Origin of the sequence: Granulicella sp. S156, assembly GCF_009766105.1 — a bacterium.
Classification (GTDB): Bacteria; Acidobacteriota; Terriglobia; order Terriglobales; family Acidobacteriaceae; genus Granulicella.
The window spans coordinates 363,787-384,497 of sequence record NZ_LMUH01000009.1; the positions used below are offsets into that span (position 1 = coordinate 363,787).

21 protein-coding genes are annotated in these 20,711 nt (G+C 58.7%); 7 read left to right on the top strand and 14 right to left on the bottom strand.

Annotated elements, in window-relative coordinates; all coding sequences use genetic code 11:
* Positions 1 to 5 precede the first annotated feature (5 nt).
* The 6 genes from GSQ91_RS09070 to GSQ91_RS09095 form a co-directional block, all read right to left on the bottom strand.
* On the bottom strand, positions 6 to 935 hold the full coding sequence (locus GSQ91_RS09070; RefSeq protein ID WP_158821214.1) for a hypothetical protein: 930 nt from the start codon (positions 933 to 935) through the stop codon (positions 6 to 8).
* Between the two features lie 523 nt (positions 936 to 1,458).
* Positions 1,459 to 2,142, bottom strand: a complete 684-nt coding sequence (locus tag GSQ91_RS09075; RefSeq protein WP_158821215.1) for a hypothetical protein — start codon at positions 2,140 to 2,142, stop codon at positions 1,459 to 1,461.
* 84 nt (positions 2,143 to 2,226) lie between these two features.
* Positions 2,227 to 2,904 (bottom strand): hypothetical protein, encoded by a 678-nt coding sequence (locus GSQ91_RS09080; RefSeq protein WP_158821216.1) that lies wholly within the window; start codon positions 2,902 to 2,904, stop codon positions 2,227 to 2,229.
* A gap of 69 nt (positions 2,905 to 2,973) precedes the next feature.
* A complete protein-coding gene (gene fabF / locus GSQ91_RS09085) occupies positions 2,974 to 4,230 on the bottom strand; it encodes a beta-ketoacyl-ACP synthase II (RefSeq protein ID WP_158821217.1) in 1,257 nt (418 codons plus the stop codon).
* A 3-nt stretch (positions 4,231 to 4,233) separates the two neighbouring features.
* The gene (locus GSQ91_RS09090) at positions 4,234 to 4,476 is read right to left on the bottom strand and encodes an acyl carrier protein (protein ID WP_014263586.1); all 243 of its coding nucleotides are present in this window, start codon (positions 4,474 to 4,476) and stop codon (positions 4,234 to 4,236) included.
* 433 nt (positions 4,477 to 4,909) lie between these two features.
* Positions 4,910 to 6,400: a DNA recombination protein RmuC gene (locus GSQ91_RS09095; protein ID WP_158821218.1), complete on the bottom strand. Its 1,491-nt coding sequence runs from the start codon at positions 6,398 to 6,400 to the stop codon at positions 4,910 to 4,912.
* A 207-nt stretch (positions 6,401 to 6,607) separates the two neighbouring features.
* On the opposite strand from GSQ91_RS09095, the gene GSQ91_RS09100 reads away from it, so the two are divergent.
* The gene (locus GSQ91_RS09100) at positions 6,608 to 7,321 is read left to right on the top strand and encodes a thioredoxin domain-containing protein (protein ID WP_254064449.1); all 714 of its coding nucleotides are present in this window, start codon (positions 6,608 to 6,610) and stop codon (positions 7,319 to 7,321) included.
* 95 nt (positions 7,322 to 7,416) lie between these two features.
* Here the strand turns inward: GSQ91_RS09100 and GSQ91_RS09105 are convergent, their stop codons facing one another.
* Positions 7,417 to 8,040: a TetR/AcrR family transcriptional regulator gene (locus GSQ91_RS09105; RefSeq protein ID WP_158821219.1), complete on the bottom strand. Its 624-nt coding sequence runs from the start codon at positions 8,038 to 8,040 to the stop codon at positions 7,417 to 7,419.
* 195 nt (positions 8,041 to 8,235) lie between these two features.
* On the opposite strand from GSQ91_RS09105, the gene GSQ91_RS09110 reads away from it, so the two are divergent.
* The 4 genes from GSQ91_RS09110 (at position 8,236) to GSQ91_RS09125 (ending at position 11,311) form a co-directional block, all read left to right on the top strand.
* Positions 8,236 to 8,976, top strand: a complete 741-nt coding sequence (locus tag GSQ91_RS09110) for an SDR family oxidoreductase (protein WP_158821220.1) — start codon at positions 8,236 to 8,238, stop codon at positions 8,974 to 8,976.
* A gap of 66 nt (positions 8,977 to 9,042) precedes the next feature.
* Positions 9,043 to 9,795 (top strand): SDR family oxidoreductase, encoded by a 753-nt coding sequence (locus GSQ91_RS09115; protein ID WP_158821221.1) that lies wholly within the window; start codon positions 9,043 to 9,045, stop codon positions 9,793 to 9,795.
* A 125-nt stretch (positions 9,796 to 9,920) separates the two neighbouring features.
* Positions 9,921 to 10,289 (top strand): PadR family transcriptional regulator, encoded by a 369-nt coding sequence (locus GSQ91_RS09120; RefSeq protein WP_158821222.1) that lies wholly within the window; start codon positions 9,921 to 9,923, stop codon positions 10,287 to 10,289.
* A gap of 5 nt (positions 10,290 to 10,294) precedes the next feature.
* The gene (locus GSQ91_RS09125) at positions 10,295 to 11,311 is read left to right on the top strand and encodes a hypothetical protein (RefSeq protein ID WP_158821223.1); all 1,017 of its coding nucleotides are present in this window, start codon (positions 10,295 to 10,297) and stop codon (positions 11,309 to 11,311) included.
* Positions 11,312 to 11,461: 150 nt separating this feature from the next.
* On the opposite strand, the gene GSQ91_RS09130 is transcribed toward GSQ91_RS09125, so the two are convergent.
* On the bottom strand, positions 11,462 to 12,541 hold the full coding sequence (locus tag GSQ91_RS09130; protein WP_254064450.1) for a radical SAM protein: 1,080 nt from the start codon (positions 12,539 to 12,541) through the stop codon (positions 11,462 to 11,464).
* Positions 12,542 to 12,651: 110 nt separating this feature from the next.
* On the opposite strand from GSQ91_RS09130, the gene iscX reads away from it, so the two are divergent.
* Both iscX and GSQ91_RS09140 read left to right on the top strand, forming a co-directional pair.
* Complete coding sequence (gene iscX, locus GSQ91_RS09135) at positions 12,652 to 12,873, top strand: Fe-S cluster assembly protein IscX (protein ID WP_158821224.1); 222 nt, start codon at positions 12,652 to 12,654, stop codon at positions 12,871 to 12,873.
* 5 nt (positions 12,874 to 12,878) lie between these two features.
* Positions 12,879 to 13,286: a hypothetical protein gene (locus GSQ91_RS09140; protein ID WP_158821225.1), complete on the top strand. Its 408-nt coding sequence runs from the start codon at positions 12,879 to 12,881 to the stop codon at positions 13,284 to 13,286.
* Here GSQ91_RS09140 and GSQ91_RS09145 read toward each other — a convergent pair.
* The 6 genes from GSQ91_RS09145 to tyrS all read right to left on the bottom strand — a co-directional run bounded on the left by GSQ91_RS09145 (position 13,237) and on the right by tyrS (position 20,644).
* On the bottom strand, positions 13,237 to 14,757 hold the full coding sequence (locus GSQ91_RS09145) for a lipid II flippase MurJ (protein WP_254064451.1): 1,521 nt from the start codon (positions 14,755 to 14,757) through the stop codon (positions 13,237 to 13,239). The genes GSQ91_RS09140 and GSQ91_RS09145 overlap by 50 nt on opposite strands.
* A 71-nt stretch (positions 14,758 to 14,828) precedes the next feature.
* Positions 14,829 to 15,581, bottom strand: coding sequence for a MerR family transcriptional regulator (locus GSQ91_RS25860; protein WP_254064452.1), 753 nt, complete (start codon positions 15,579 to 15,581; stop codon positions 14,829 to 14,831).
* A gap of 124 nt (positions 15,582 to 15,705) precedes the next feature.
* Complete coding sequence (locus GSQ91_RS09155) at positions 15,706 to 17,037, bottom strand: hypothetical protein (RefSeq protein ID WP_158821227.1); 1,332 nt, start codon at positions 17,035 to 17,037, stop codon at positions 15,706 to 15,708.
* A gap of 144 nt (positions 17,038 to 17,181) precedes the next feature.
* Positions 17,182 to 18,597, bottom strand: coding sequence for an NAD(P)/FAD-dependent oxidoreductase (locus GSQ91_RS09160; RefSeq protein WP_158821228.1), 1,416 nt, complete (start codon positions 18,595 to 18,597; stop codon positions 17,182 to 17,184).
* 27 nt (positions 18,598 to 18,624) lie between these two features.
* On the bottom strand, positions 18,625 to 19,341 hold the full coding sequence (locus tag GSQ91_RS09165; protein WP_158821229.1) for a YoaK family protein: 717 nt from the start codon (positions 19,339 to 19,341) through the stop codon (positions 18,625 to 18,627).
* A gap of 4 nt (positions 19,342 to 19,345) precedes the next feature.
* Positions 19,346 to 20,644, bottom strand: a complete 1,299-nt coding sequence (gene tyrS / locus GSQ91_RS09170) for a tyrosine--tRNA ligase (RefSeq protein WP_158821230.1) — start codon at positions 20,642 to 20,644, stop codon at positions 19,346 to 19,348.
* Between the last annotated feature and the right edge of the window lie 67 nt (positions 20,645 to 20,711).

Below are 20,711 nucleotides of genomic sequence, written 5' to 3' on the forward strand. Positions count from 1 at the left end.
CCAAACTACATATTCGTATGCCCGCCACGCATGTCTTCATTAAAGCTGGGCTTGATGAAGAGCAAGGCCTCTTCAACCTCGGCACGGTACTTATCTTCCTGGTTACGAAGGGTATCGGTGGCTGTTGCCCACTCTCCATTACCTTCGAGCAGAACCAGGCCTTCCTGCGTAAGCGTGGCGGCTGTCTTCTTCAGATCGGCTACAGGGGTGTTCAGATATTGCGCATCGCGCGGGTCGGCAATCCACACTGGCGCACCGCCACCGAGCACATGGCTCAGCCAGAAGACCTTGGCTGCGAGGTAGTCGTGGCGCTGCTTCTCGTTCGTGTCGTTGAAGATGAAACGCTGCTGCTTCACGGAGTAGTAGCGGGTGGTTACAGGCACAGGCTGGCGGTTGCCGCTCTTTACCAGCTCCAACTGCCCCTGGTCGAGCGTCTTGCGCACGGCATTGGTGATGAAACCCTCAGCGAACGGCTGCTCCAGCGCCACGACGACCTCGGCAAAGGTCTGCGTGAGTGCCGCCGAGACCTTGGCGTGCAGCAGGCTCTCTTTGCCGTCTGCCAGATGAATCTCGCCATGGACGATGTACGTGTCGGCGCCCGAGCTCGATCCGTGGAACGGCCACGCGAACTTGCGGAAGGTCAACGGCAGGCCATGCAGCGTCAGGTAAGCATCCGGATGCGGATTGCGCAGGCGCTGCGCTGCTTCGGCGAAGAAGATGGCAAGTTCGGAGGAGAACTTCGGGTTTGCGGCGTCGAAAGCCCCGCTCAACTCCACTGTCTGGGTTTTGCTCGGGTCCGAAGCCAGCGCCACCGTGGCGCGTGTGGTGGGGTTGCCGGAGAAGTCGGTGCCCGGTTCAATGGAGGTGAGGGTCAGGCCAGCGGCCTTAGCGAAAGCTTCGAGTTGCGCGGCAGGCGCGGTAATTGCGGTGCTCATGGTGTTCCTTCAGAAAGAATATGTGCACCTTCCATCTTATCCGCTCAGCCCCAAATTCTCCGCTCCTCGAACACTCTACCGAGGTGCCAAAAGAAAACATCATTGCGCGATATTCGCACAATCTGCCCGCTGAATTGGCCAGTTAGATGAATAAACTGCTCTAGATAGAGCGTAAAAGCTCAAACGGCCACGGGTACAAGCCCCGAAGGGGCGATATATACCAGCCCAGGGTGTAGGCGATACGACGAGCGTTTTTTGCTCGCCGTCTCGCCGCAACCCTGGGTTACGAACCGAATAAAGGTCGAGCCCTAAAGGGGTGGTATATCTCCTCGGTTGCACAAGATATACCGTGCTTACAGCGTTCCATCTTTATTGGCCACTTGACCCTGAAGCTCAATGGAGCGTAACGGCTCAAACGGTCACGGGTATAAGCCCCAAGGGGCTGTATATCGTGGCTGCACGATAGGCCGAATAGTCACGTTTACTTCAAACTTCAACACCTTGGAACTGCTGGTGTAGTGCGTCAATTCTTGTAGTCTTCGTGAAAAGTGTAGGTGGCATCATTTTTCCCGGTAAGAAATGCCTTATCTGTTGCAGCTGACTCTCCCACCATGACCCTTAGCGTGACTAGATGGGATTGGATAACGCCGATCCTTTCCATAAGTAGATCTGCTTTTTCTGGCATAAGCCCGCCATCCCCTATACCAGATCCATACAGAGCTCCCGCAAATTGGGCTTCATCCTCTATGAGTTTCTCTTGTGCAAGAGTCACGGAATGTTGCGCGTCGTAGATTCGGGAGAATTGATTCGCTTCGTTGTAGGGCATAAAGGCCAGAGCTCCTGTAGTCTGGGCCGTCGTCCACGCCGTATTGTCCCACTCCGGGAAGGAATAGTTGTACGAGATGGTTCCGTGTTGGTTCTTATCTTTCGAATGCTGCGCGAAACGTGTAACGGTATCCATACTTTCTTTGACATTCGCCTGGTATTTGTCGATATCGACTAAGGTGTCCGCCATCTTTTTGGCGTTCCCCTCAATCTCCTTGCGCAACATCTCTTTCGCATCGCGTGCGAGCTCGCGATGCTGATGCCGCTCTACGCACCCTTCGATGCCTACAGCGATCAGCAGCCCCACCGAGATGGTCAGCAGGTGAATAAAAAAATCTTTTAGGCCACCAAGACGATGGTGCGGCGGATGAACATCCAGCATGTAGCTCCTTCAATTGCAGAGTCAAGGAAAACGACGAGTTCACCTCAAACTTCAACACCTTAAACGGCCACCGCCGCACATCAGTTATTTGATGTCTTCGTGAAAATTGTCCGAGACATCTTTCCCGGTCAGAAAACCTTCATCTTTCGCGGCGGCCCCCTCGGCCATTAACTTAAGCGCCGCTAAATGCACTTTCATAATGTTGAACCGTTCTATTGTCGCCCCTGCTGCTTCTGACGTGATGTCTTTGTCGAAGTCGTATTTGCCTATGATTCCCAGCAACTGCGCAAAGTCTTCGCTTATCTTTTCCTCTGCTGCCTTGAATTGATACTGTGTCTCATAGATGCCGGAATACTTGTTCGCCTCGTCATAAGGCATAAACGTTAAAGCGCCGGTCGTTTGGGCCGTCTTCCATGCCGTATCGTCCAGCTCCGTCAAGGAGAAGTCTGTCTTGAACGATCCCTTCTGCGCGCTCTTGTCTTTAGGGTTCTGCCTGATGCGTTTAAGCAGTACGACAGCGTTCTCCACCGCCGTCTGCCTTTTGTCAATGTCCGTCAGCGCGTCCTTCATCGTTTTGGAGTTACCTCCAATCTCTTTACGCAGCGTCTCGCGTGCCTCTTGTGCGAGTTCACGATGCTGGTGCCGCTCTACGCACCCTTCGATGCCTACAGCGATCAGCAGCCCCACTGAGATGGTCAGCAGGTGGATGAAAAAATCTTTTAGGCCTCCAAGACGATGGTGCGGCGGGTGAACATCCAGCATGTTGCTCCTTCAAACACGGCAAGTCTGCAAATGAGTTCAACCACGCACTTCTGTCATGCGGCTGGGTGGTTACTCCGCACCCCAGCGCTTGAAGACCAGCGAGCCATTCGTTCCACCGAAGCCGAAGCTATTCGACAGTGCATAGTCGATCTTCAGCTTCTGCGGCGTGTTCGCCACATAGTTCAGGCGGCAGCGTGGGTCGGGGTCATAGAGGTTCATCGTCGGCGGCGCGATCTCGTTCAGCATCGCGAGGATCGTGATGCCTGCCTCCAGCCCGCCGGCGCCACCGAGCAGATGCCCGGTCATGGACTTGGTCGAACTCACCAGAAGGGTGTGATTCTTAGCCCGATCGCCAAAGACGTTCTCGATCGCCTGCGACTCCAGCGCATCGCCGAGGGGTGTCGACGTGGCGTGAGCATTCACGTAATCGATCTTGTCCGGAGAGATACCGCCGGATTTCAAAGCTGCATTCATGGCACGGCGGCAACCATCGCCCTCTGGGGCCATGCCGGTCATGTGGAACGCATCGCCGCTCATGCCATAGCCTACGATCTCAGCCAGGATGTTTGCGCCGCGCGCTTTGGCAAACTCAAGCTCTTCGAGGATAAGAATGCCTGCGCCTTCGCCCACGACAAAGCCATCGCGGTCTTTATCGAAGGGACGGCAGGCGTGCGTCGGGTCGTCGTTACGGGTGGAAAGTGCCTTCATCGCGGCAAAACCGCCGACGCTGAGGGGCGTAATCGCCGCCTCAGCGCCGCCGGCAATCATCGCATCCGCATCACCACGCTGGATGGTGCGGAACGCGTCGCCAATCGAGTGTGCCGAGCTCGTACAAGCCGTCGCCGTGGCTTCGTTCGGTCCCTTGGCGCCGTATCGGATCGAAACATGACCGGCGGCAAGGTTGATGATCGAAGCCGGGATGAAGAACGGCGAGATCTTACGTGGGCCGCCGTTCATCAGAGCCGTGTGCTCGCGCTCGATGACATCGAAACCACCGATGCCCGAGCCGATATGGACGCCGATGTTGTCGGCGTTCTCGGGCGTAACCTTCAAGCCCGAGTGCTCCATAGCCTCCTGCGCCGCAGCCATCGCAAAGTGAATAAAGCGGCCCATCTTGCGGGCCTCTTTCTTTTCCACGAAGACATGCGGATCGAAGTCTTTCACCTCCGCGGCAAAGCGGACAGAATGACCTTCGAGGTCATAGGCTTTGATCTCGGCCATGCCACTTTTGCCCGCGAGTAGGCCTTCCCAAACTTGCTGGGCAGTGTTGCCTACCCCGCAGAGAAGGCCCATGCCCGTGACGACTACCCGACGATACTCCTGCATTCGTTACTTGCCCTTCTGGTTCTTCTCGATGTAATCGACGGCATCCTTGACGGTCTTGATCTTCTCCGCGTCTTCATCGGGGATCTGGATGTCGAAGGCCTCTTCAAACTGCATGACCAGCTCCACCACATCGAGCGAGTCTGCGCCGAGATCTTCCTGGAAGCTGGCTCCGGGCGTAACCTCGGCCTCATCCACCTGAAGCTGCTCGACAATAATCTGCTTTACCTTCTCATCTACTGCTGCCATCGTTCGATCTCCTGTGTATTGCGTAAATAAGCTTGGGGGGAAACGTAGACCCTTGGGCCGGGCATCCGCACGAGTGCCTCAGAGTGAAAGCATACCCACGCGCTCTTACAGTGTAAAGAACACTCGAAATACAAGCTATGTTGAAACCTCTTGCCAAACTGCGTTTGTTGACTAAAATCTGCTATGGCGACGAACCGCCCCCGTTTTTGAAAGGCCCCGTTGAGCTCTAAAATCTGTTCTCACTGCCAAAGCCCGGTATTGCGCCGTATTAACCGCGTTGGATTCATCCAACGTGTTTTTTTACCTTGGTTCGGTTTCTATCCCTGGGAGTGCGTGATGTGCCGCCGGCGGACATTCTTCCACGACGCGGGCCACAGACCCTCGGAACGAGGCATGCTCTAGTAAACGCCCCCTCAGGTCGCGTGAATGGGCCCTATTCTTCTTCGTTGGCCGTCAGCATGGGCAGCACGCCCTCAATGCTGAGAACCTTCGCATCCCCCGGATCCACCTCTCCCACATCGCGCAGTGTGCGATTGATGGCTCGGGTACGCACGCTTACCGCCTGAATCGTCTTCTGGACCTTGCTCACCTGATCGTCCATCTTCGACATCAGTTCTTCGAACTTCCCGAACTCGTTTTGAGTCTTCGCTAGAATCTTCCAGACCTCATCCCCTTTTTTCTGCAGGTTGAGCATCTTGAAGCCCAACTGGAAGCTGGTGAGCAGTGCGTAGAGATTCGCCGGTCCGGCGACCATGACACGGCAATTCTGGTGCAGATCCGCCTGCAGCCCATCGCGGCGCAGCACTTCGGCATAGAGGCCCTCGGTAGGCAGGAACATGATCGCGTAGGGTGTCGTCACCGGCTCGTTGATGTACTTCGAGCAGATGCGTTTGCCTTCGACGCGAATCGCCGCATCAAAGGCCCTGCGAGCGACCTCGATCTCGGCGGAAACCCCCGCTTCGTAGGCCGACTCCAGTCGCTCCCAGTCTTCACGTGGGAACTTCGCATCGATGGGCAGCAGCACCTCGCCCGCTGTCCCTGGAAAGCGCACCGCGAACTCCACGACCTCCTGCGTCCCTGGCCGCACGTTGGCATTTTCGACGTACTGTCCCGGAGCCAGCACCTGGTCGAGCAGCTTGCCGAGTTGCACTTCTGCAAAACCGCCGCGCGATTTCACGTTGGAGAAGATACGGTTGAGGTCGTTGACGCCGGTCGTCAGGGTATTCATCTCGCCCAGGCCCGCGTGCACCTTCGTGAGCTGGTCGGTCACCGCGCCAAAGCTCTCCGTGAGCCGCGAATGCAGGGTCTTTTGCAGCTTTTCGTCGACCGTCGCGCGCATCTCGTCGAGCTTCGCGACATTGCTTTGGTTGAGCTTATTCAACTGATCTTCCACGATGGCGCGCAGTTTCTCCTGGTTCGAGGTCTGCGCCGTGCCCAGTTCCGTCAGCCGCGTATGCAGCGCCTCGCGACTCTCGCTGTGGTGTCGTGTCGTGTCGGAGGTAAAGCTGGTGAGCCGTTCTCCCAGGGTCTTCAACTGTGCGTCTACGGCCGTGCGAAGGCGCTCGGCGGCAGCCGTGTTGTCGGTGCGAAAGCTCTCCAGTCCAGACCGCTGTGTCTCGCCCAGGGTGCTGATGTTGGCCAGCACCTCGCTGCGCAGCGCTGCATTGGCCGCTCCAGCGGCCTCACGCGAGCGTGTGGCCTCACCGGCAGCATCGTTGCGCATCTGTGCCAGTTCGGAGCGCAGATGCTGCTCCTGCGCCTCAGCGCGGGTATCGAGTCGCGCGAGTTGTGCCGGCAGATTGGCGTCCAGAAGCTGAGCCAGACGCGAATCGTCCGCCTCCGGCGGACCCGCAGGCCTGCGCAGCAGCAAAACGATGAGCGCTAACAGTGTGATGGTTTGGAGAGCAAGCAGAGCGTAGAGCATTTCGGTTTTCCTTCGCTTGGAGAATAGCATTCAGCACTCGAGTCAGCGCTCCACAGGAAGAAAACGAAGAACGCCAAGCGAAAATGCTACGGTCGCGTCTGGGTTCATAGTCTCTTCAGCAATCTGCTTGTGCCCGTACTTTTCATTGCTGAATCGATGAATTGGCGCAACGCACCGCAAAATGATTCAATAACTCCAGAGCACACTATGCTCGCAAAGGGGCCGCACTTGCGTCCTACAGCTATGTCTCGATTTTTCTCCGCCGCCCTCTTCCTTTCGCTGGCCGGTACCGCCCCTCTCGCTCTCACGGCTCAGAGCTCCGTGGGGCAGAACGCTCAGAACCCGCCGACACAGTTCAAAGACACCTCGATGTTCAAGCCTCCAGTCGGGGCCAAAGTAGCCATCGTCGAGTTCGAAGACCTCGAATGCCCGGCGTGCGCCCATGCTTTCCCTATCGTGCATGAGGCCGCAAACCACTACCACATCCCGCTCCTGCGCTATGACTTCCCGCTCAAGATGCATATCTGGAGCCGTGATGCAGCCATCACCGCACGCTACATCCAGGACAAGATTTCACCGGACCTCGCCACCGAGTTTCGTCGCGAGGTCTTCGCCTCGCAGTACCAGATCTCGAGCAAGGAAGACCTGCAGCACTTCACCCAGACGTTCTTCAGCAAGAACCACCAGCAGGTTCCGTTCGTGATCGATCCGACAGGCCAGTTTGCGAAGGAAGTGAACGCAGAAGAGGCGCTGGGCGATAAGGCCGGTCTGGGCCATACTCCGACCATCGTTGTCGTTACGGCAAAACACTGGACAGAAGTGCTCGATGTGTCGCAACTCTACTCGGCGATTGATCAGGCTGAGGCCGAATCCGCAACTACGGCGGCTATCCACCATACTGTGGCTTCGAACAAAAAGTAACTTCATAGCGAGCGAGGGGCGGGCACCTCATCTTCGCGATGGTTTTCATCATCGCGGGGTTGTGGGGTGCCCATTCCCAGTAGATAAAGTCGTGTTCAATCAGGCCAGGAAGCCAGCGCCAGATCGACAACGCGGTTCAACTCCTCCGCGCTGACTCCGCTTGCAGCCTGCGCGGACATTCCAGACATCAGGCATGTAACGTACTGTGTCAGTGCGGCAGGACTGATTGCGGCCGGCAGATCTCCCTCCGCCTTGGCGCGTTCAAAGCGCTCGCGAAGGCGAGCCATGCCATCCGCTCGTAGCTTGTCAAGCTCCTCGTTTACACAGGCGCAATCCTCGCCCTTTGTAAAGGCTGCCTTCATCAGCATGCAGCCCCCAGGATTGGACGAATCCGTGTTCATGCAGAGATTGCCCCGCAGCAGAGCCTCAACAACCTCGCGTGCAGTGAGTTGCGCCAGTGCTGCGGCCATATAACTGCCCGGGCCCGAGCTGTAGCACGCAAGAGCCTCCCGAAACAGTTCAGCCTTATCGCCAAACGCCGCATACAGGCTGGGCCGGCTGATGCCCATCGCCTCGGTAAGTTCAGTGAGCGACGCCCCTTCGTAGCCATACTGCCAGAACACACGCATAGCGGCTTCCAGTGCCTCCGCGCGATCAAACTCGCGCGGGCGGCCTGCATGCCGTTTCTGCGGCTCCGGTGATGTGACGGTCTCGCTCATTCCCTCTATTGGATGCTGCTCCAGCCTAATTCGAAGTAAATCTATACCGATTGGTAAATAATCAGCAACCGATGCCGGATCCCAGCATCTTTACTGTGCGGTACAAAATTGGTTCCGGCAGAGCAGCTTCCTCGCCGGAACCTGGAACTATCGGGAAGCATTGGATCAAGAGATTGGAAACAAAGGAGTTTCATCGTGGGCAAGCTAGCAGGAAAGATTGCACTGATAACCGGCGGCAGCGAAGGCATTGGCTTCGCTACGGCACAGGAGTTCATTAGCGAAGGCGCATTCGTCTTCATCACCGGTCGCCGTAAAGAGGTTCTTGACGCCGCCGTTGCAACACTTGGTCCAAATGCCAGCGCAGTGCAGTCAAATGCTGAGAATCTCAACGACCTGGACCGGCTCTATGCGGAGATCAAGACGAAAAAAGGCAAGCTGGATGTCCTGTTCGTCAACGCCGGCATCTACTCCGGCGCTCCTCTCGGCCAGATCACCGAAGAGCACTATGACAGCATCTTTGGCGTCAACGTAAAAGGCCTGCTTTTCACCGTGCAGAAGGCGTTGCCGCTGATGGGCAAGGGCGGATCGATCATCCTGAATGGTTCGGTTGTCGCGGTCAAGGGCTTCCCGGCACTCAGTGTTTACTCTGCCACTAAAGCAGCGGTACGCAACTTCGCCCGCGGCTGGACAGCCGATCTGAAGGGCACAGGCATCCGCGTAAACGTCGTGAGCCCCGGTCCGATCGACACTCCCGGAACGCGTGTTCTGGGCAATGGGACAACCGCAGCCCTCGATCAGTTCGCCACGCAGGTGCCGTTGGGCCGCTACGGCCAGGGGAATGAGATCGCCAAGGCTGCATTGTTCCTGGCTTCAGACGACTCCAGCTTTGTTGCAGGCTTCGACCTGATGGTCGATGGTGGTATCGGACAGATCTAACTCGCGTTACGCAAGGCCGCCCAGAACAAGGGCGGCCTCTTTACGAAGTTCGAAAAGAGGAAAATCATGGGAAAGCTGACAGGAAAGATCGCATTGGTTACCGGAGGCAGCGAGGGTATTGGCTTCGCTACCGCACAGGAGTTCATCAAGGAAGGCGCATTCGTCTTCATTACCGGACGCAGAAAGCCCACGCTTGATGCCGCCGTGGCGAAGCTTGGAACGAGCGCCCTGGGGATCCAGGCAGATTCGGCCAAGTTGGATGATCTTGATCGCCTTTATGCGGAGATCAAGCAGAAGAAGGGCAAGCTGGATGTGCTCTTTGTAAATGCTGGCGGCGGCGAGTTCGCACCGCTCGGCCAGATCACCGAAGAGCACTACGACCAGACCTTTGCAAAGAATGTAAAGGGTCTCGTCTTCACGGTGCAGAAGGCACTGCCTTTGCTGGGCAAGGGCGGCTCCATCATCCTGAACGCCTCGATTGTGGCAACCAAAGGCATGCCGGCATTCAGTGTCTACTCGGCCACCAAGGCGGCGGTGCGGAACTTTGCTCGCGGCTGGACAGCCGACCTGAAAGGCACAGGCATTCGCGTCAACGTCGTGAGTCCCGGCCCGATCGATACCCCCGGACTGCGCGGCGTCACCGATGGTACGGACGAGGGTTATAAGCAGTTCACCGATGCCATGACGGCTAGTGTTCCGCTTGGCCGTGTAGGCCAGCCGGAGGAGATTGCCAAGGCTGTGGTGTATCTGGCTTCGGAGGATTCGAGCTTTGTCGCCGGCTTCGACCTGGTAGTCGATGGCGGCTTCGCGCAAATCTAAGTTATCTACAGAACCAAAGAGGCGCCCCGCGAGGGGCGCTTTTTTGCGCTCGTAGGACCACTAGAAAATCTGAAATCTATACTTGACACCACACACTGTGTGTCATACAGTGTAACTCATACAGTATGGTGAGTCCCTCAAATCCGTCCTTTGCCGAACCGCAGATCTTCGATTCTCTTCGCCTGGAGCTGCGGCGAGGCTGCCTGATTGTGGCGGTGCTGGCCCAGTTGCGGGAGGAGCACTACGGCTACACCCTGCGTAAAGCGCTGGCCGAAGAAGGGCTAGCCATTGAAGAGAGCACGCTGTATCCCCTGCTTCGGCGGTTGGAGACGCAGGGGTTACTGACCAGCCAGTGGCGCGAGGAGGAGAAGCGCAACAAGCGCTTCTATCGGCTGTCACCTGAGGGTGAGGCCATCTTGACGCAACTACTAGCGGAGTGGAACGGCATCAATGAGTCGCTACACAAAATTCTGAAGGATCGAAACGAGAGGTAAGTGCGATGGACTTACTCGAACGCTATTTGCAGGCTGTGGGCCAATATCTTCCCGCAGCGACGAAGGCAGACACGCTGGCGGAGTTGCAGGCAAACCTGCTGGCCCAGATAGACGAGCGCGTGGAGGAACTGGGCCGGCCTTTAACCGAAGCCGAGACGGCGGATGTGTTGCGGGCGCACGGAAAACCGGAACTCGTTGCGTTGCGCTATCTGCCACAGCGGTCGCTGATCGGGCCGACGATCTTTCCGTTCTATCTGTTCACGCTGCGCAAGGCGCTGCCGCTGGTGGTGCTGGTGTATGCGGTGGCGAGGGCGGCGGTGCTGACCTTTGCAGAACCAGCGGGTAACTTGGGCTTGGCGGTGGTGGCGGTTGTGGTGCAGTTCGTGCCGGTGCTGCTGATCTTCTGGGCGGTTGTGACAGGGGTATTCGCTGTCTTGGAATTTGTGCAGAATCACAGCGCAGGTGTGAAGGGTAGCCAATGGGATCCTGCAAAGCTTCCGCCAGTAGTGGAGATGAAGGGGACGAAGCAAAGATCGCTTGCGAGCCGGACGGCGGAACTCGTCGTGCACTGCCTCTGGATGCTGTATGTACTATCCGTTCCTTCGCATCCCTATCTGGTGATTGGGCCGGGAGCGTTGTACTTGGACAAGTTTTCCGTCTTGGATAAGTTTTCCGTCCGCTTGGCGCCAATATGGCATACCTTCTTCATCTCGCTCCTCATCCTTTTGACGGTGCAGCTTGTGATGAAGGTTCTGGCGCTCAGCAACGGAACGCAACAATGGAAGGCTCCATTGGAGATTGCAACGAAGCTGCTCGGAGTTGTGACCATTGGCATTCTGGCGGTCACGAAGATCTATTACGTGCCCACCAGCACATCGGCAGACCTGCAGATGCTGGCCGACGTCAATTACTGGATGAACGTGAGTTTCAGAATCGCTCTGTTCGTGGTTGTGCTGGGTCTGCTGGTGGACGCATGGAAGCATCTGCGCCACTCGTTGCCAGCCAAGCGGCTGGCATTCTAGGTCGTGTCATCAACCTTCGTTCCAGACTTTAGTCAAGTTTTTGCTTTGAAGGGGCGGGGCTTCAGCCCCGCCGTTAGGTCATCGCCATAAAAGCGGCTTTAGCCGCGAAGGGAGCGATGTTTATGCTCACGACGCTAAAACCGTACTTGCTTACTGAATCTGTACGAGTCCGGATTCAGTTCCGTGACCTGCACCGCCCGGCGTAATCGTTGTGTGCTGCGGCGCACGCCAGTGGTCGATGTAGCTCACCTGATGCACGCAACTGATCGTGCAGTTTGGAGCGCAGGATTTCTCGGTGAGAAACTCGCGCTTCACGATCTCGGTGGTGTACTCAGCGACCGGAATCCCGGGATAGCCGCGCTGCTGGGAGCAGTAGCTGACGATGCCGTTCTCGTCGACGTAGAGATAGCGCGAGCCTGCGCGGCAGCGCCAGTCGTTAGGCTCGCCGTTGGCGATGGCCACTTGGAAGCCATTGAAGCGCGAGTAGCTGCGGCGGGTAAGGCGGCGGACCTCGTCCCAGACAGTACGTTCTCGCTCGCCCAGCGGCTTCAACTGGCCGGAGCCGTCGTGAATGATGCCGATGGTCGAGCTGAAGCCCAGCGACAGAGCACGTTTGCTGATGGTCAGCGCGTCCTCGGGGTTGGCGATGCCTCCGCCGACGACCGAGTTGATGTTCACGTGGAAGTCGGCGTGCTCGGCCAGCATTCGCAGCTTGGCGTCCAGCACCTTCAGCGACTTCTTGCTGACCTCGTCGGGCATCACATTGTCGATCGAGATCTGCATGTGGTCGAGCCCGGCTTTGTTCAGCCGTTCGATGCGGTCGGGCATCAGCAGATAGCCGTTGGTGATCATGCCGGCGATAGCGCCGGTCTTGCGAATCTGGCGAATGACGTCGTCAAGCTCAGGATGCAGCAGCGGCTCGCCGCCGGATATGGTAATCACGCTGGTCCCGAGCCGGCCGAGGTGGTCGACTCGGCGCTTCATCTCTTCGATGTCGACGGGTTTGGAGACATCGTCGAACTCATTGCAGTAGGTGCAGGCCAGGTTGCAGCGGCGCATAGGCACGATGTGCGCCATATAAGGGTGGCTCGTGGAGGCCACAGCGGATGCGATCGACCCCAGTTCGCGCAGCTTGCGAGTGGCGGCGAGCAGGCGACGCCGGGCTGGCATGCGACGGACTGCTGGAGTAGGGTTGGCGGCTACCTTCGTTGCTTGTGGTTCCGTAGACATGAGCTGTCTCTATTCTATCGCGGCAAGGCTGTTTGCCGCCCCGTGATCCTCCGTCGGCGGCTTACGTTGCTCTTCGACTGCCGTTACACTGGAGCTCTGGAGACGACGACATGCCGCGCGAACTCAACTGGACAGACACACTCGAGATCGGAATTCAACTGCAGGAGATGTTTCCGGATACCGATCCCTACTCGGTGCGCTTCACCGACCTGCACAAGTGGGTGACGCAGTTGCCGGGGTTTGTGGGCGATCCGGCGAAGTCCAACGAGGGTATCCTCGAAGCCATCCAGACCGCGTGGCATGAGGAGTACGAGGACGCGAAGGACGCCTAACTGCAATGGCCCTGGAGCTGACACCGGAGGAGATCGCTCGGCGAAAACCTTTGTGGTGCGCGATGTCGGAACTCTACCTCGATACCGAAACTCAACCCTCCACCTTGCGCTATATTGTCAAAGTCATTCGCGAGGCGGGGTATACCGACGAAGAGGCTTACATAATCTTTCGTGATGACGTGACGCCTGTCTTTGGCGGTAATGCCAGGCAGGTCGCAGGAGATTGGGTTCCGTGGGGCGACGAGTACGTTGAAAAGAGCGTGCTCAGGTTCCTGAGTAGACCTGCCTTTTGGAAATCCTTCAGGCGAAGATCTCCAGATCACTTTCTTTCCAAAATGTTCTGGGGCGTGTTGGTTCCGTATCTCAACTCTTCCGGCGACGAAGAATCTGAGCAGGCAGTGCCGATTTTGTAGCGATCAACACAACACCTGCCGTCACGGCCCATGCCGCACTGCCCACGGCAATCACCAGCACATCGCCTGGGTGTGTCGATACCGGTGGCATGAAGTGCACGACGCCTGCCGCCGCTCCAAACGCAATGATTGCCGCCAGCAGTGCGCGGCCGAGTTCGCCGAACTCCAGGTGCAATAGGCTTACCAGCCGCTTCTTGTGCAGCAGGATGGCGAGGCTTACCGTCTGCGCGAGGATGCCGAGATCGGAGGCGACTGCCAGGCCGGTGAGGCCCACGCCATTGAAGAGCGCCCAGTAGAGGGGAATCGAGAGCACGGTGACAAGGGTGCCGATGATGGCGGGGGTTTTGGTGTCGCTGGCGGCGTAGAAGGCCCGGGCGTAGATTCCCTGCACAGCCCAGATGGAGAGTGTGAACGAGAGGATGACGAAGAGATGAGTGGTTGCCGCAGCGTCGGAGTGTTTGAACCTGCCGCCACGGAAGAGGTCCATGAGCCAGGGCGCGAGCGCAATCATCCAGGCGGAGACAAGCATCCCTACCGCGAAGAGCCGCGAGACGGCGCGGCCGACCGAGGAAGAGAAGTCCCAGGCCCGCTTTTGCTGGAAGAGCGAGGCGAAGAACGGAAGCGATGCGGCACCAGCGGCGGGGCCTATAACGTTGAAAGGCGCGTTGAAGAGATCTTTGGCATTGCCGATGAAGGTGATGCCGCCTTCGCGAGTGGAAGCAAAGTAGTTGAGGAACTGTCGATCGAACATGACCAACGAGACGCCAATCATCAATGGCAGCGAGAGCTTGAGCCACTCGAGGAAAGCCGGGTCGCGGAAGCCGACGACGAAGCGGTAGCGCAGGCCCGTACGGAATGCGCCGATAGAGTTGAGCAGACCGTAGCCGATGAGCATACCGCCGAATACGCCAACGGCGAGTGAAGTGACGCCAAGCCAGCGGTGAAACAGAAAAGCACCCAGGATGATGCCCCCGTTATAGATGAGGGGTGCGAATGCCTGGTAGATGAAGATCTTCCGCACCTGCAGGCGAGATCCCATAGCGCTTCCGATAAAGAAGAAGATCTGTGCTGGCAGGATGATGCGCGTCATGGAAGTGCAGAGCGCCGAACGCAGCATGTCGTGACGGAAGCCCTTGTTCGCGAGCCATACATATTGCGGGGCAAAGATTTCGGCAAGCAGAACGCCAACACCGAGGACGACAAGCATCGTGCTGAGAATGACGGATAAAGCGTGATCCGCCCCGTCGTCGTCCGGCTGTCCATTGGGTCCGGCTTCACGGTAGCGGTTAAGAATGGTGATGAGAGAGATGGAGGCCGCGCCACCAATGAGGAAGTAGGCCAGGAGGTCGGGAAGTGCGAAGGCCGCGCGATAAGCATCCTGTTCGGGGCCAGCACCAAACAGGGAGTTGATGTACTTGATGCGCACGAGCCCAAGCAGACCAGACAGTAGCGCGCTCATCATCAACAGCATGGCTGCTGATCCGGCGGTATGACCTTTAGTTGCAGAACTCTTTATGGGGCGAGTATCGCCGGTCGACATCGTCATTCGGAGCGGTCGACAGGTTCAGAAGAATCGTCGCCAAACAGACCACGTTGTTCGAGCCGCAATCGCGGACGTTCGGTAGCTACTGGAATGGGTTTCAGTTCGGGCTTCGGTTCCAGCACCAGGCGCGGACGCATGGCCTTCACCTTGCTCTCGTCACGCTTCTCTACCGCAGGATGCGACGTGGACACAGGCGTACCCAGCAGCGTGAGCAAAGAACGCATCTCATCGCGCAGGGTAACAAACTGTGACATCTGCGACGTAGAGCGGGGTGCTGCAGGTTCTACGGGCTGAGAGGATGGAGCCGCCTGCCGTGTGACGGGCTCGGGGGTCACAGCCGAAGACTCTTTGGGTTTGGTTTCTGCCTTGAAGACCTGCCGTGCACCGGGGATCGTGTAGCCCTGATCGTAGAGCAGGCTTTTGATACGCAACGCCATTTCCACATCACGCTTGCGATAAAGCCGCTGTCCGGTGCCACCCTTGTTGGGTTTTAGTTGTGGGAACTCGGTCTCCCAGAAGCGCAGAACATAGGCTGGAACCTCGCATAGCTGCGCAACGTCGCCGATGCGAAAGTACAGCTTGTCCGGAATCTCCGGTGCGACTGTTTTGCGGATTGGCTGGTGAGAACCCATGTTGTCGGCGTCCGCCCAGGTTGTTGCGTCAGGGTGCGGCGCAACAAAGAGCAGAATCTGAAGTATAGGACGCTGAACCGTGTGAAACCAGTATTTTCTGCGGTACTCCTTTTGATTCACCCACTTCCATTTAGAGTGGAACCCCTATTACTGTCCCCCCGGAAAGAGCTTAGGAGTGGCGCTTTTCTTGGTGAAAAGCGCCGTCCAAACGATTGCCTTTGGGGATACCTATAAAGGTTCCGCTCTAGCGCTCGAAGGGCCACTCATTGACCAGGTGGGAGCCGCGGTCGAGCAGCGGATAGTGCTGTGGCAGAGGGATTTTCCTTAGATGGAGCGTGTAGCCGTTGTTTGCGCCGCCTGCTGCGGGGCTAAGGACAAGATGCGAGGGATCGGACCAATGGACGTCATAAAGAACGTCGCCCTGTCCGGCCCACCCTATCCACAATGTGTGTTTTGCGTCGTTGTAGCGGGTTCTCGCGCGCCACAGAACTCTGTCCGTTGCGCGAAGGTTGGCGCGGCCAGTGGGTTCAAAGAAGATGTCGGTGATGGGCAGGCCGTCGCCCGCAAAGTAGGGCTGGGGGGTACTTGTGCCGTTCACGGCGAGCTCGGCAGCATCGATATGCCATTGCCCGGTGATTGCAGGAGGATTGCGCAGATTCGCCTGCTCCTGGGCATAGATCTCTCCATAGCGAAGTATCAAGCCGCCTACGCCCAGGACCAGGAGTACGGCAATGCAGAGAGCCTCGATACGCCGCCCCAGACGGGTATCTGGAGTCATCGCGATTCGGTGTGGGGATGTCGGGCGATGCAGCAGGAAACTGAGGAGCGGGCCAATGTCGGGAGCGAGCAGGACCAGCGCCATCAGCAGCAGATGAGCGGCGTATTGCTTTACGGATACATCGAAGCAGAAGTTGTAGAGAACCACATTGCTCATGGAGAGCGCCGTGAGCAGCGCACCCAACAGCGCGGTACGGCGGAAGATCAGCAGAAAGCCGCCGCAGACCTCCACTGCGCCGCAGATCATCTCGTAGACCGGGCTGAGACCGATGAGCGTCCAGAGCATGGTCATGGGCGAGGTGTTGCCAACGGGCTCGTTGAGCACGGCCAGCGATGGTGGCGGCATCTGCTGGGGCAGGAGCTTGGGCAGTCCGTAGTACAGCATGGCGTAGGCCAGGGCGAGGCGCAGCGCGAAGCGAAACCAGCGGTGCAGCGTGCGGTACTCTGTGCGCTTGCGATCGAGTGCCGTCCAGATCACCGTGGCAATCACCGATACGGTGAACAGGAGGCCGAGCGCGATCCAGTCGAGAGGACGATCTCCGGAGCCGCTGACATGCAGTCTTGCGCTGATCCCGTGCAGATGGAATAGCCGTGGGCCTAGCCACTGGGCCGTTCGCCAGAAGGGCTTTGCCATCCATATTTCGATGATTCCGCCAATCCGCGGAATCATCTCCCAGACCGTCACGTTGCCGCAGCAGAAGGCGTACAGCATGAAGTAACAGAAGGCAAAGCGAAAGGCGAGACGCGTTAGGGGCGTCCAGCTCGGGAGCTCGGGATCGGAGTTGGGGGAGTTGGACAAGCGTAGTCTCGAGTCGCTTTTGATTCTGGGTGTTGCTCGCCCGAAGGTCAATGGGCGGTGTTGAACATCAGTTTCTGTGGCATTTCGTGGCTGGGAGTGATGCGCGGGCGCCACTGTGCGATTATCGGGCGTATTTTCTAGATTTTACAGACTGTCTGAAAAGGCGGCGCGGGCGGCAAGATGCCCGCACATGCCGTGCACTCCGCCGCAGGGAGGCGTGGAGGAGCTGCATAGGTAGATCTTGGGGTTGCTGGTGCGATAGAGTCTCGCCGTCGGTCGGGTGAGCAGCCCGGAGAGCGTCATGGCGCCCCCTGAGATATCGCCGCCGGCGAGGTTCGGGTTCCAGGCCTCGAGTGCGGAGGAGTTGCTGGCGCGGCGTGCGAGAACGATATCCCGGAAGCCGGGGGCAAACCGCTCCACTTGGCGTTCGATCACGTCCGTGAGGTCGAGATTCGAGCCGTTGGGTACATGGCAATAGGCCCACGCCGTATGCTGACCGGCTGGCGCGCGGGTGGGGTCGAAGAGGCTGGGCTGTACGAGCAGCACGAAGGGCTTATCGCAGGGCTGGCCGTAGAAGGCGTTGCGCTCGGAGAGCGCGATCTCCGCGAGCGAGCCGCCGAGATGCACGGTTGCCGTCCGACGGCAGGCTGGCGCGCGCCAGGGGATCGGCTCGCGGAGCGCCCAGTCAAGCTTGAAGATGCCCGGACCGCTGGGAAAATGTTGCAGCCGAGTGCGGAAGCTGGGTGAGAGGGCAGAGCCGGCGATGCGTTCGAGTGCACTAACGCTGGTGTCGAAGAACGTCGCATCGGCGGGGTCGATCTGGTGGAGGTTCGTAATCTCCGTGTCGAGGAGAATGCGACCGCCGAGCGAGTCCAGATGGCCGGCGAGGGCGTCGGTGAGCGACTGTGCGCCGCCTGCGGCGATGGGCCAGCCCGTAGTATGGGCTGCGGCGACGAATACGACGCCTGCTGCAGAGCTGGAGAGGCGCGTCAACGGTAGTACGGAGTGGGCGGCGCAACCGGCGAAGAGCGCGCGGGCCGACTCGCTGCGGAAGACGGTGCGGGCCAGCATCTGTGCGGGCAGCAGGGCAGCGGGCCCGAAGCTGGCCATTGCGGCAGGGTGCTTTGGAAGGCCGAGCAGCGGATGCATCACGCTCTCGACGATTCCAGGCCAGTCGCGTACGGTCGAGGCAAAGAGTGCCCGCCAGTTGCGAGCGTCACGAGGTTCCAGTTGTGCAGCGGTAGCGTCCAGGGAGTGCTCGAGCGTGAGTGCAGTGCCATCGTCGAAGGGATGAGCCAGCGGAGCGTCGGGTTCGATCCAGCGCAGACCGTGCTTTTCGAGTGGCAGGCTGCGGAAGAACGGCGAGCAGACTCCCAGAGGATAGACGGAGGCGCCGAGATCGTGACGGAAGCCGGGCAGCGTGACCTCGGCGGTCGAGCATGCACCGCCGATCTGCTGGTTGCGTTCGTAGACCGTGACAGCCACGCCGCGCTGGGCCAGGGTGATTGCGGCGGCAAGGCCATTGGGTCCGGAGCCGATGATGTTGGCTGTGCGCAGCATGGCGTTCCAATTCCGATCATACGGCTACTAGGTTGCGGGCGAGAGGTGCAGGTCGGCGGCGATGGGCAGGATCGTTGGAGCAGCCAACAGGACAGCTAGTGGGAGCATCAACAGAAAACCGAAGCGCGGGTAAGCAAAGGCGCCCAGCGTTCCGCCGGTGAAGAAGAGAGTGACCAGCATGATTAGCAGGAGCAATCGGTGGCGCTCGGCGTGAACCGGGATGCGACCGGTTGTCCGGTTCCAGTAGAGGGCTTTGCCAAGTTCGATGCCGATGTCCGTGACCATGCCTGTGATGTGGGTGGTGCGAATCTCAGCATGCGAGACCTTGGTAATGATGGCGTTCTGCAGGCCCATGCTGAACCCGAGTATGCAGAGTGTAAGGAAGACGTGGTGGCCTTCGAGCGGAAGAGCGAGGGAGGCCAGGAGCAGCGCTTCGAGCAGCACGGGAACAGCGAAGAGGCTCTCGCGATTGTGCCGACGCTCCCAGTTGACGAGAACCGCGCAGCTAGCCGCTCCGGCCAGAAAGCAGCCGAGCACGAGCGCGGGCTGAGTGAAGACGCCGAAGCCATGTATGGCGATATCAGCGGACATTGTGGCGACGAGGCCCGACATATGCGAGGTGAACTGATGCAACGCCAGATAACCGCTCACATCGACCGTGCCGGCAGTAAAGGCGAGCAGAGCCGCAAGCTGCCAGTTGGCGGTGGCGGAGCGATCACGGCCTGCGAGTCGGCGGAGAGGCATAAATTTAGTCGATCCACCGCACGCGTACGGATTTCTTGCCGAGGCGAAGTGTCGGGGTTTCGCCGAGCGATTGCTGAGAGAGTGTCTTGCCGTTGAACTTCTCGCCGTTGATCGAGACGGCGTTCTCTGCGAGCTTGCGGGTGGCTTCGCCGGCGGATGCAGCGAGGCCTGCGAGCTGCAGCAATTTGGCGATGCGCAGAGGCTGCTCACTCTGGCCTTCGGCTGGAGGAGCGTGCAGTCCCTCCGCGCTTAGCGATACGGTTACCTCGGGCAGATCCTCGGCGACGCCCTTCTGCTGAAACTGTGTTGCCCAGTTTTCGGCGGCGGCATCGGCTTCGGAGGTGGAGTGGAAGTCGGCGGTGATGGCGTGGGCGAGGTTCTTCTTCGCCTGCATCGGGTGCAGTTCGCCTTTTTCGACAGACACGCGCATGGCATCGATCTGCGATTGGGGCAGGTCGGTGAGGAAGGTCCAGTAGCGCCACATGAGCTCGTCGTTGATGCTCATCAGCTTGCCGTACATGTCGGGTGCGGGGTCCTTGATGCCGATGGCGTTGCCGAGCGACTTGGACATCTTCTGCACGCCGTCCAGGCCTTCGAGGATCGGGGTCATCAGGATGATCTGCGGCTTCTGACCGGCATCGCGCTGCAGGTCGCGTCCGCGCATCAGGTTGAACTTCTGGTCTGTGCCGCCGAGCTCGACATCGCACTCCAGCGCGACCGAGTCGTAGCCTTGAACCATTGGGTAGAGCAGTTCGTGGACGTGGATGGGCTGCTCGTCCTGAAAGCGCTTGTGGAAGTCCTCGCGCTCCAGCATCTGTGAGACCGTGAACTTGGCAGCGAGCTTTACTATTCCCGCATAGCCGAGCTTATCCAGCCACTCCGAGTTGTAGCGGACTTCGGTCTTCTCGCGGTTGAGGATCTTGAAGACCTGGTCTTTGTAGGTCTCGGCGTTGGCGTCGATCTCTTCCCTGGTCAGCGGCTTGCGGGTCTGATTCTTGCCGGTGGGGTCGCCGATGAGCGCGGTGTAATCGCCGATGAGGAAGATGACGGTGTGGCCCAGCTGCTGGAAGTGGCGCAGTTTACGCATGAGCACGGTATGGCCGAGGTGCAGATCGGGGGCGGTGGGGTCGAAGCCGGCCTTGATCCGCAGCGGAATGCCGGTCTTGCGCGATTCTTCCAGCCGCGCGGCAAGAGCGTCGGGCGCGGAGGCGGCGACGGGAGGGATGATCTCGGCTGCGCCCTTGGTGATCAGGTCGAGTTGCTCGGTTACAGGCAGAAAGGCGGTTTGTGTTTCAGTCGGCATGAGGTGGTTTTAAGTATAGAGAATCTGTTCGATGCCTTGTATGGAGAAAGCGCTCTCTGCAAAAGCC

What these genes read in the sequence shown, in the direction of transcription:
- GSQ91_RS09070 (WP_158821214.1), bottom strand. Translation starts at nt 935, where the DNA reads ATGAGCACCGCAATTACCGCGCCTGCCGCGCAACTCGAAGCTTTCGCT.
- GSQ91_RS09075 (WP_158821215.1), bottom strand. Translation starts at nt 2,142, where the DNA reads ATGCTGGATGTTCATCCGCCGCACCATCGTCTTGGTGGCCTAAAAGAT.
- GSQ91_RS09080 (WP_158821216.1), bottom strand. Translation starts at nt 2,904, where the DNA reads ATGCTGGATGTTCACCCGCCGCACCATCGTCTTGGAGGCCTAAAAGAT.
- fabF (WP_158821217.1), bottom strand. Translation starts at nt 4,230, where the DNA reads ATGCAGGAGTATCGTCGGGTAGTCGTCACGGGCATGGGCCTTCTCTGC.
- GSQ91_RS09090 (WP_014263586.1), bottom strand. Translation starts at nt 4,476, where the DNA reads ATGGCAGCAGTAGATGAGAAGGTAAAGCAGATTATTGTCGAGCAGCTT.
- GSQ91_RS09095 (WP_158821218.1), bottom strand. Translation starts at nt 6,400, where the DNA reads ATGCTCTACGCTCTGCTTGCTCTCCAAACCATCACACTGTTAGCGCTC.
- GSQ91_RS09100 (WP_254064449.1), top strand. Translation starts at nt 6,608, where the DNA reads ATGCTCGCAAAGGGGCCGCACTTGCGTCCTACAGCTATGTCTCGATTT.
- GSQ91_RS09105 (WP_158821219.1), bottom strand. Translation starts at nt 8,040, where the DNA reads ATGAGCGAGACCGTCACATCACCGGAGCCGCAGAAACGGCATGCAGGC.
- GSQ91_RS09115 (WP_158821221.1), top strand. Translation starts at nt 9,043, where the DNA reads ATGGGAAAGCTGACAGGAAAGATCGCATTGGTTACCGGAGGCAGCGAG.
- GSQ91_RS09120 (WP_158821222.1), top strand. Translation starts at nt 9,921, where the DNA reads ATGGTGAGTCCCTCAAATCCGTCCTTTGCCGAACCGCAGATCTTCGAT.
- GSQ91_RS09125 (WP_158821223.1), top strand. Translation starts at nt 10,295, where the DNA reads ATGGACTTACTCGAACGCTATTTGCAGGCTGTGGGCCAATATCTTCCC.
- GSQ91_RS09130 (WP_254064450.1), bottom strand. Translation starts at nt 12,541, where the DNA reads ATGTCTACGGAACCACAAGCAACGAAGGTAGCCGCCAACCCTACTCCA.
- iscX (WP_158821224.1), top strand. Translation starts at nt 12,652, where the DNA reads ATGCCGCGCGAACTCAACTGGACAGACACACTCGAGATCGGAATTCAA.
- GSQ91_RS09140 (WP_158821225.1), top strand. Translation starts at nt 12,879, where the DNA reads ATGGCCCTGGAGCTGACACCGGAGGAGATCGCTCGGCGAAAACCTTTG.
- GSQ91_RS09145 (WP_254064451.1), bottom strand. Translation starts at nt 14,757, where the DNA reads ATGCTGTTGATGATGAGCGCGCTACTGTCTGGTCTGCTTGGGCTCGTG.
- GSQ91_RS09160 (WP_158821228.1), bottom strand. Translation starts at nt 18,597, where the DNA reads ATGCTGCGCACAGCCAACATCATCGGCTCCGGACCCAATGGCCTTGCC.
- GSQ91_RS09165 (WP_158821229.1), bottom strand. Translation starts at nt 19,341, where the DNA reads ATGCCTCTCCGCCGACTCGCAGGCCGTGATCGCTCCGCCACCGCCAAC.
- tyrS (WP_158821230.1), bottom strand. Translation starts at nt 20,644, where the DNA reads ATGCCGACTGAAACACAAACCGCCTTTCTGCCTGTAACCGAGCAACTC.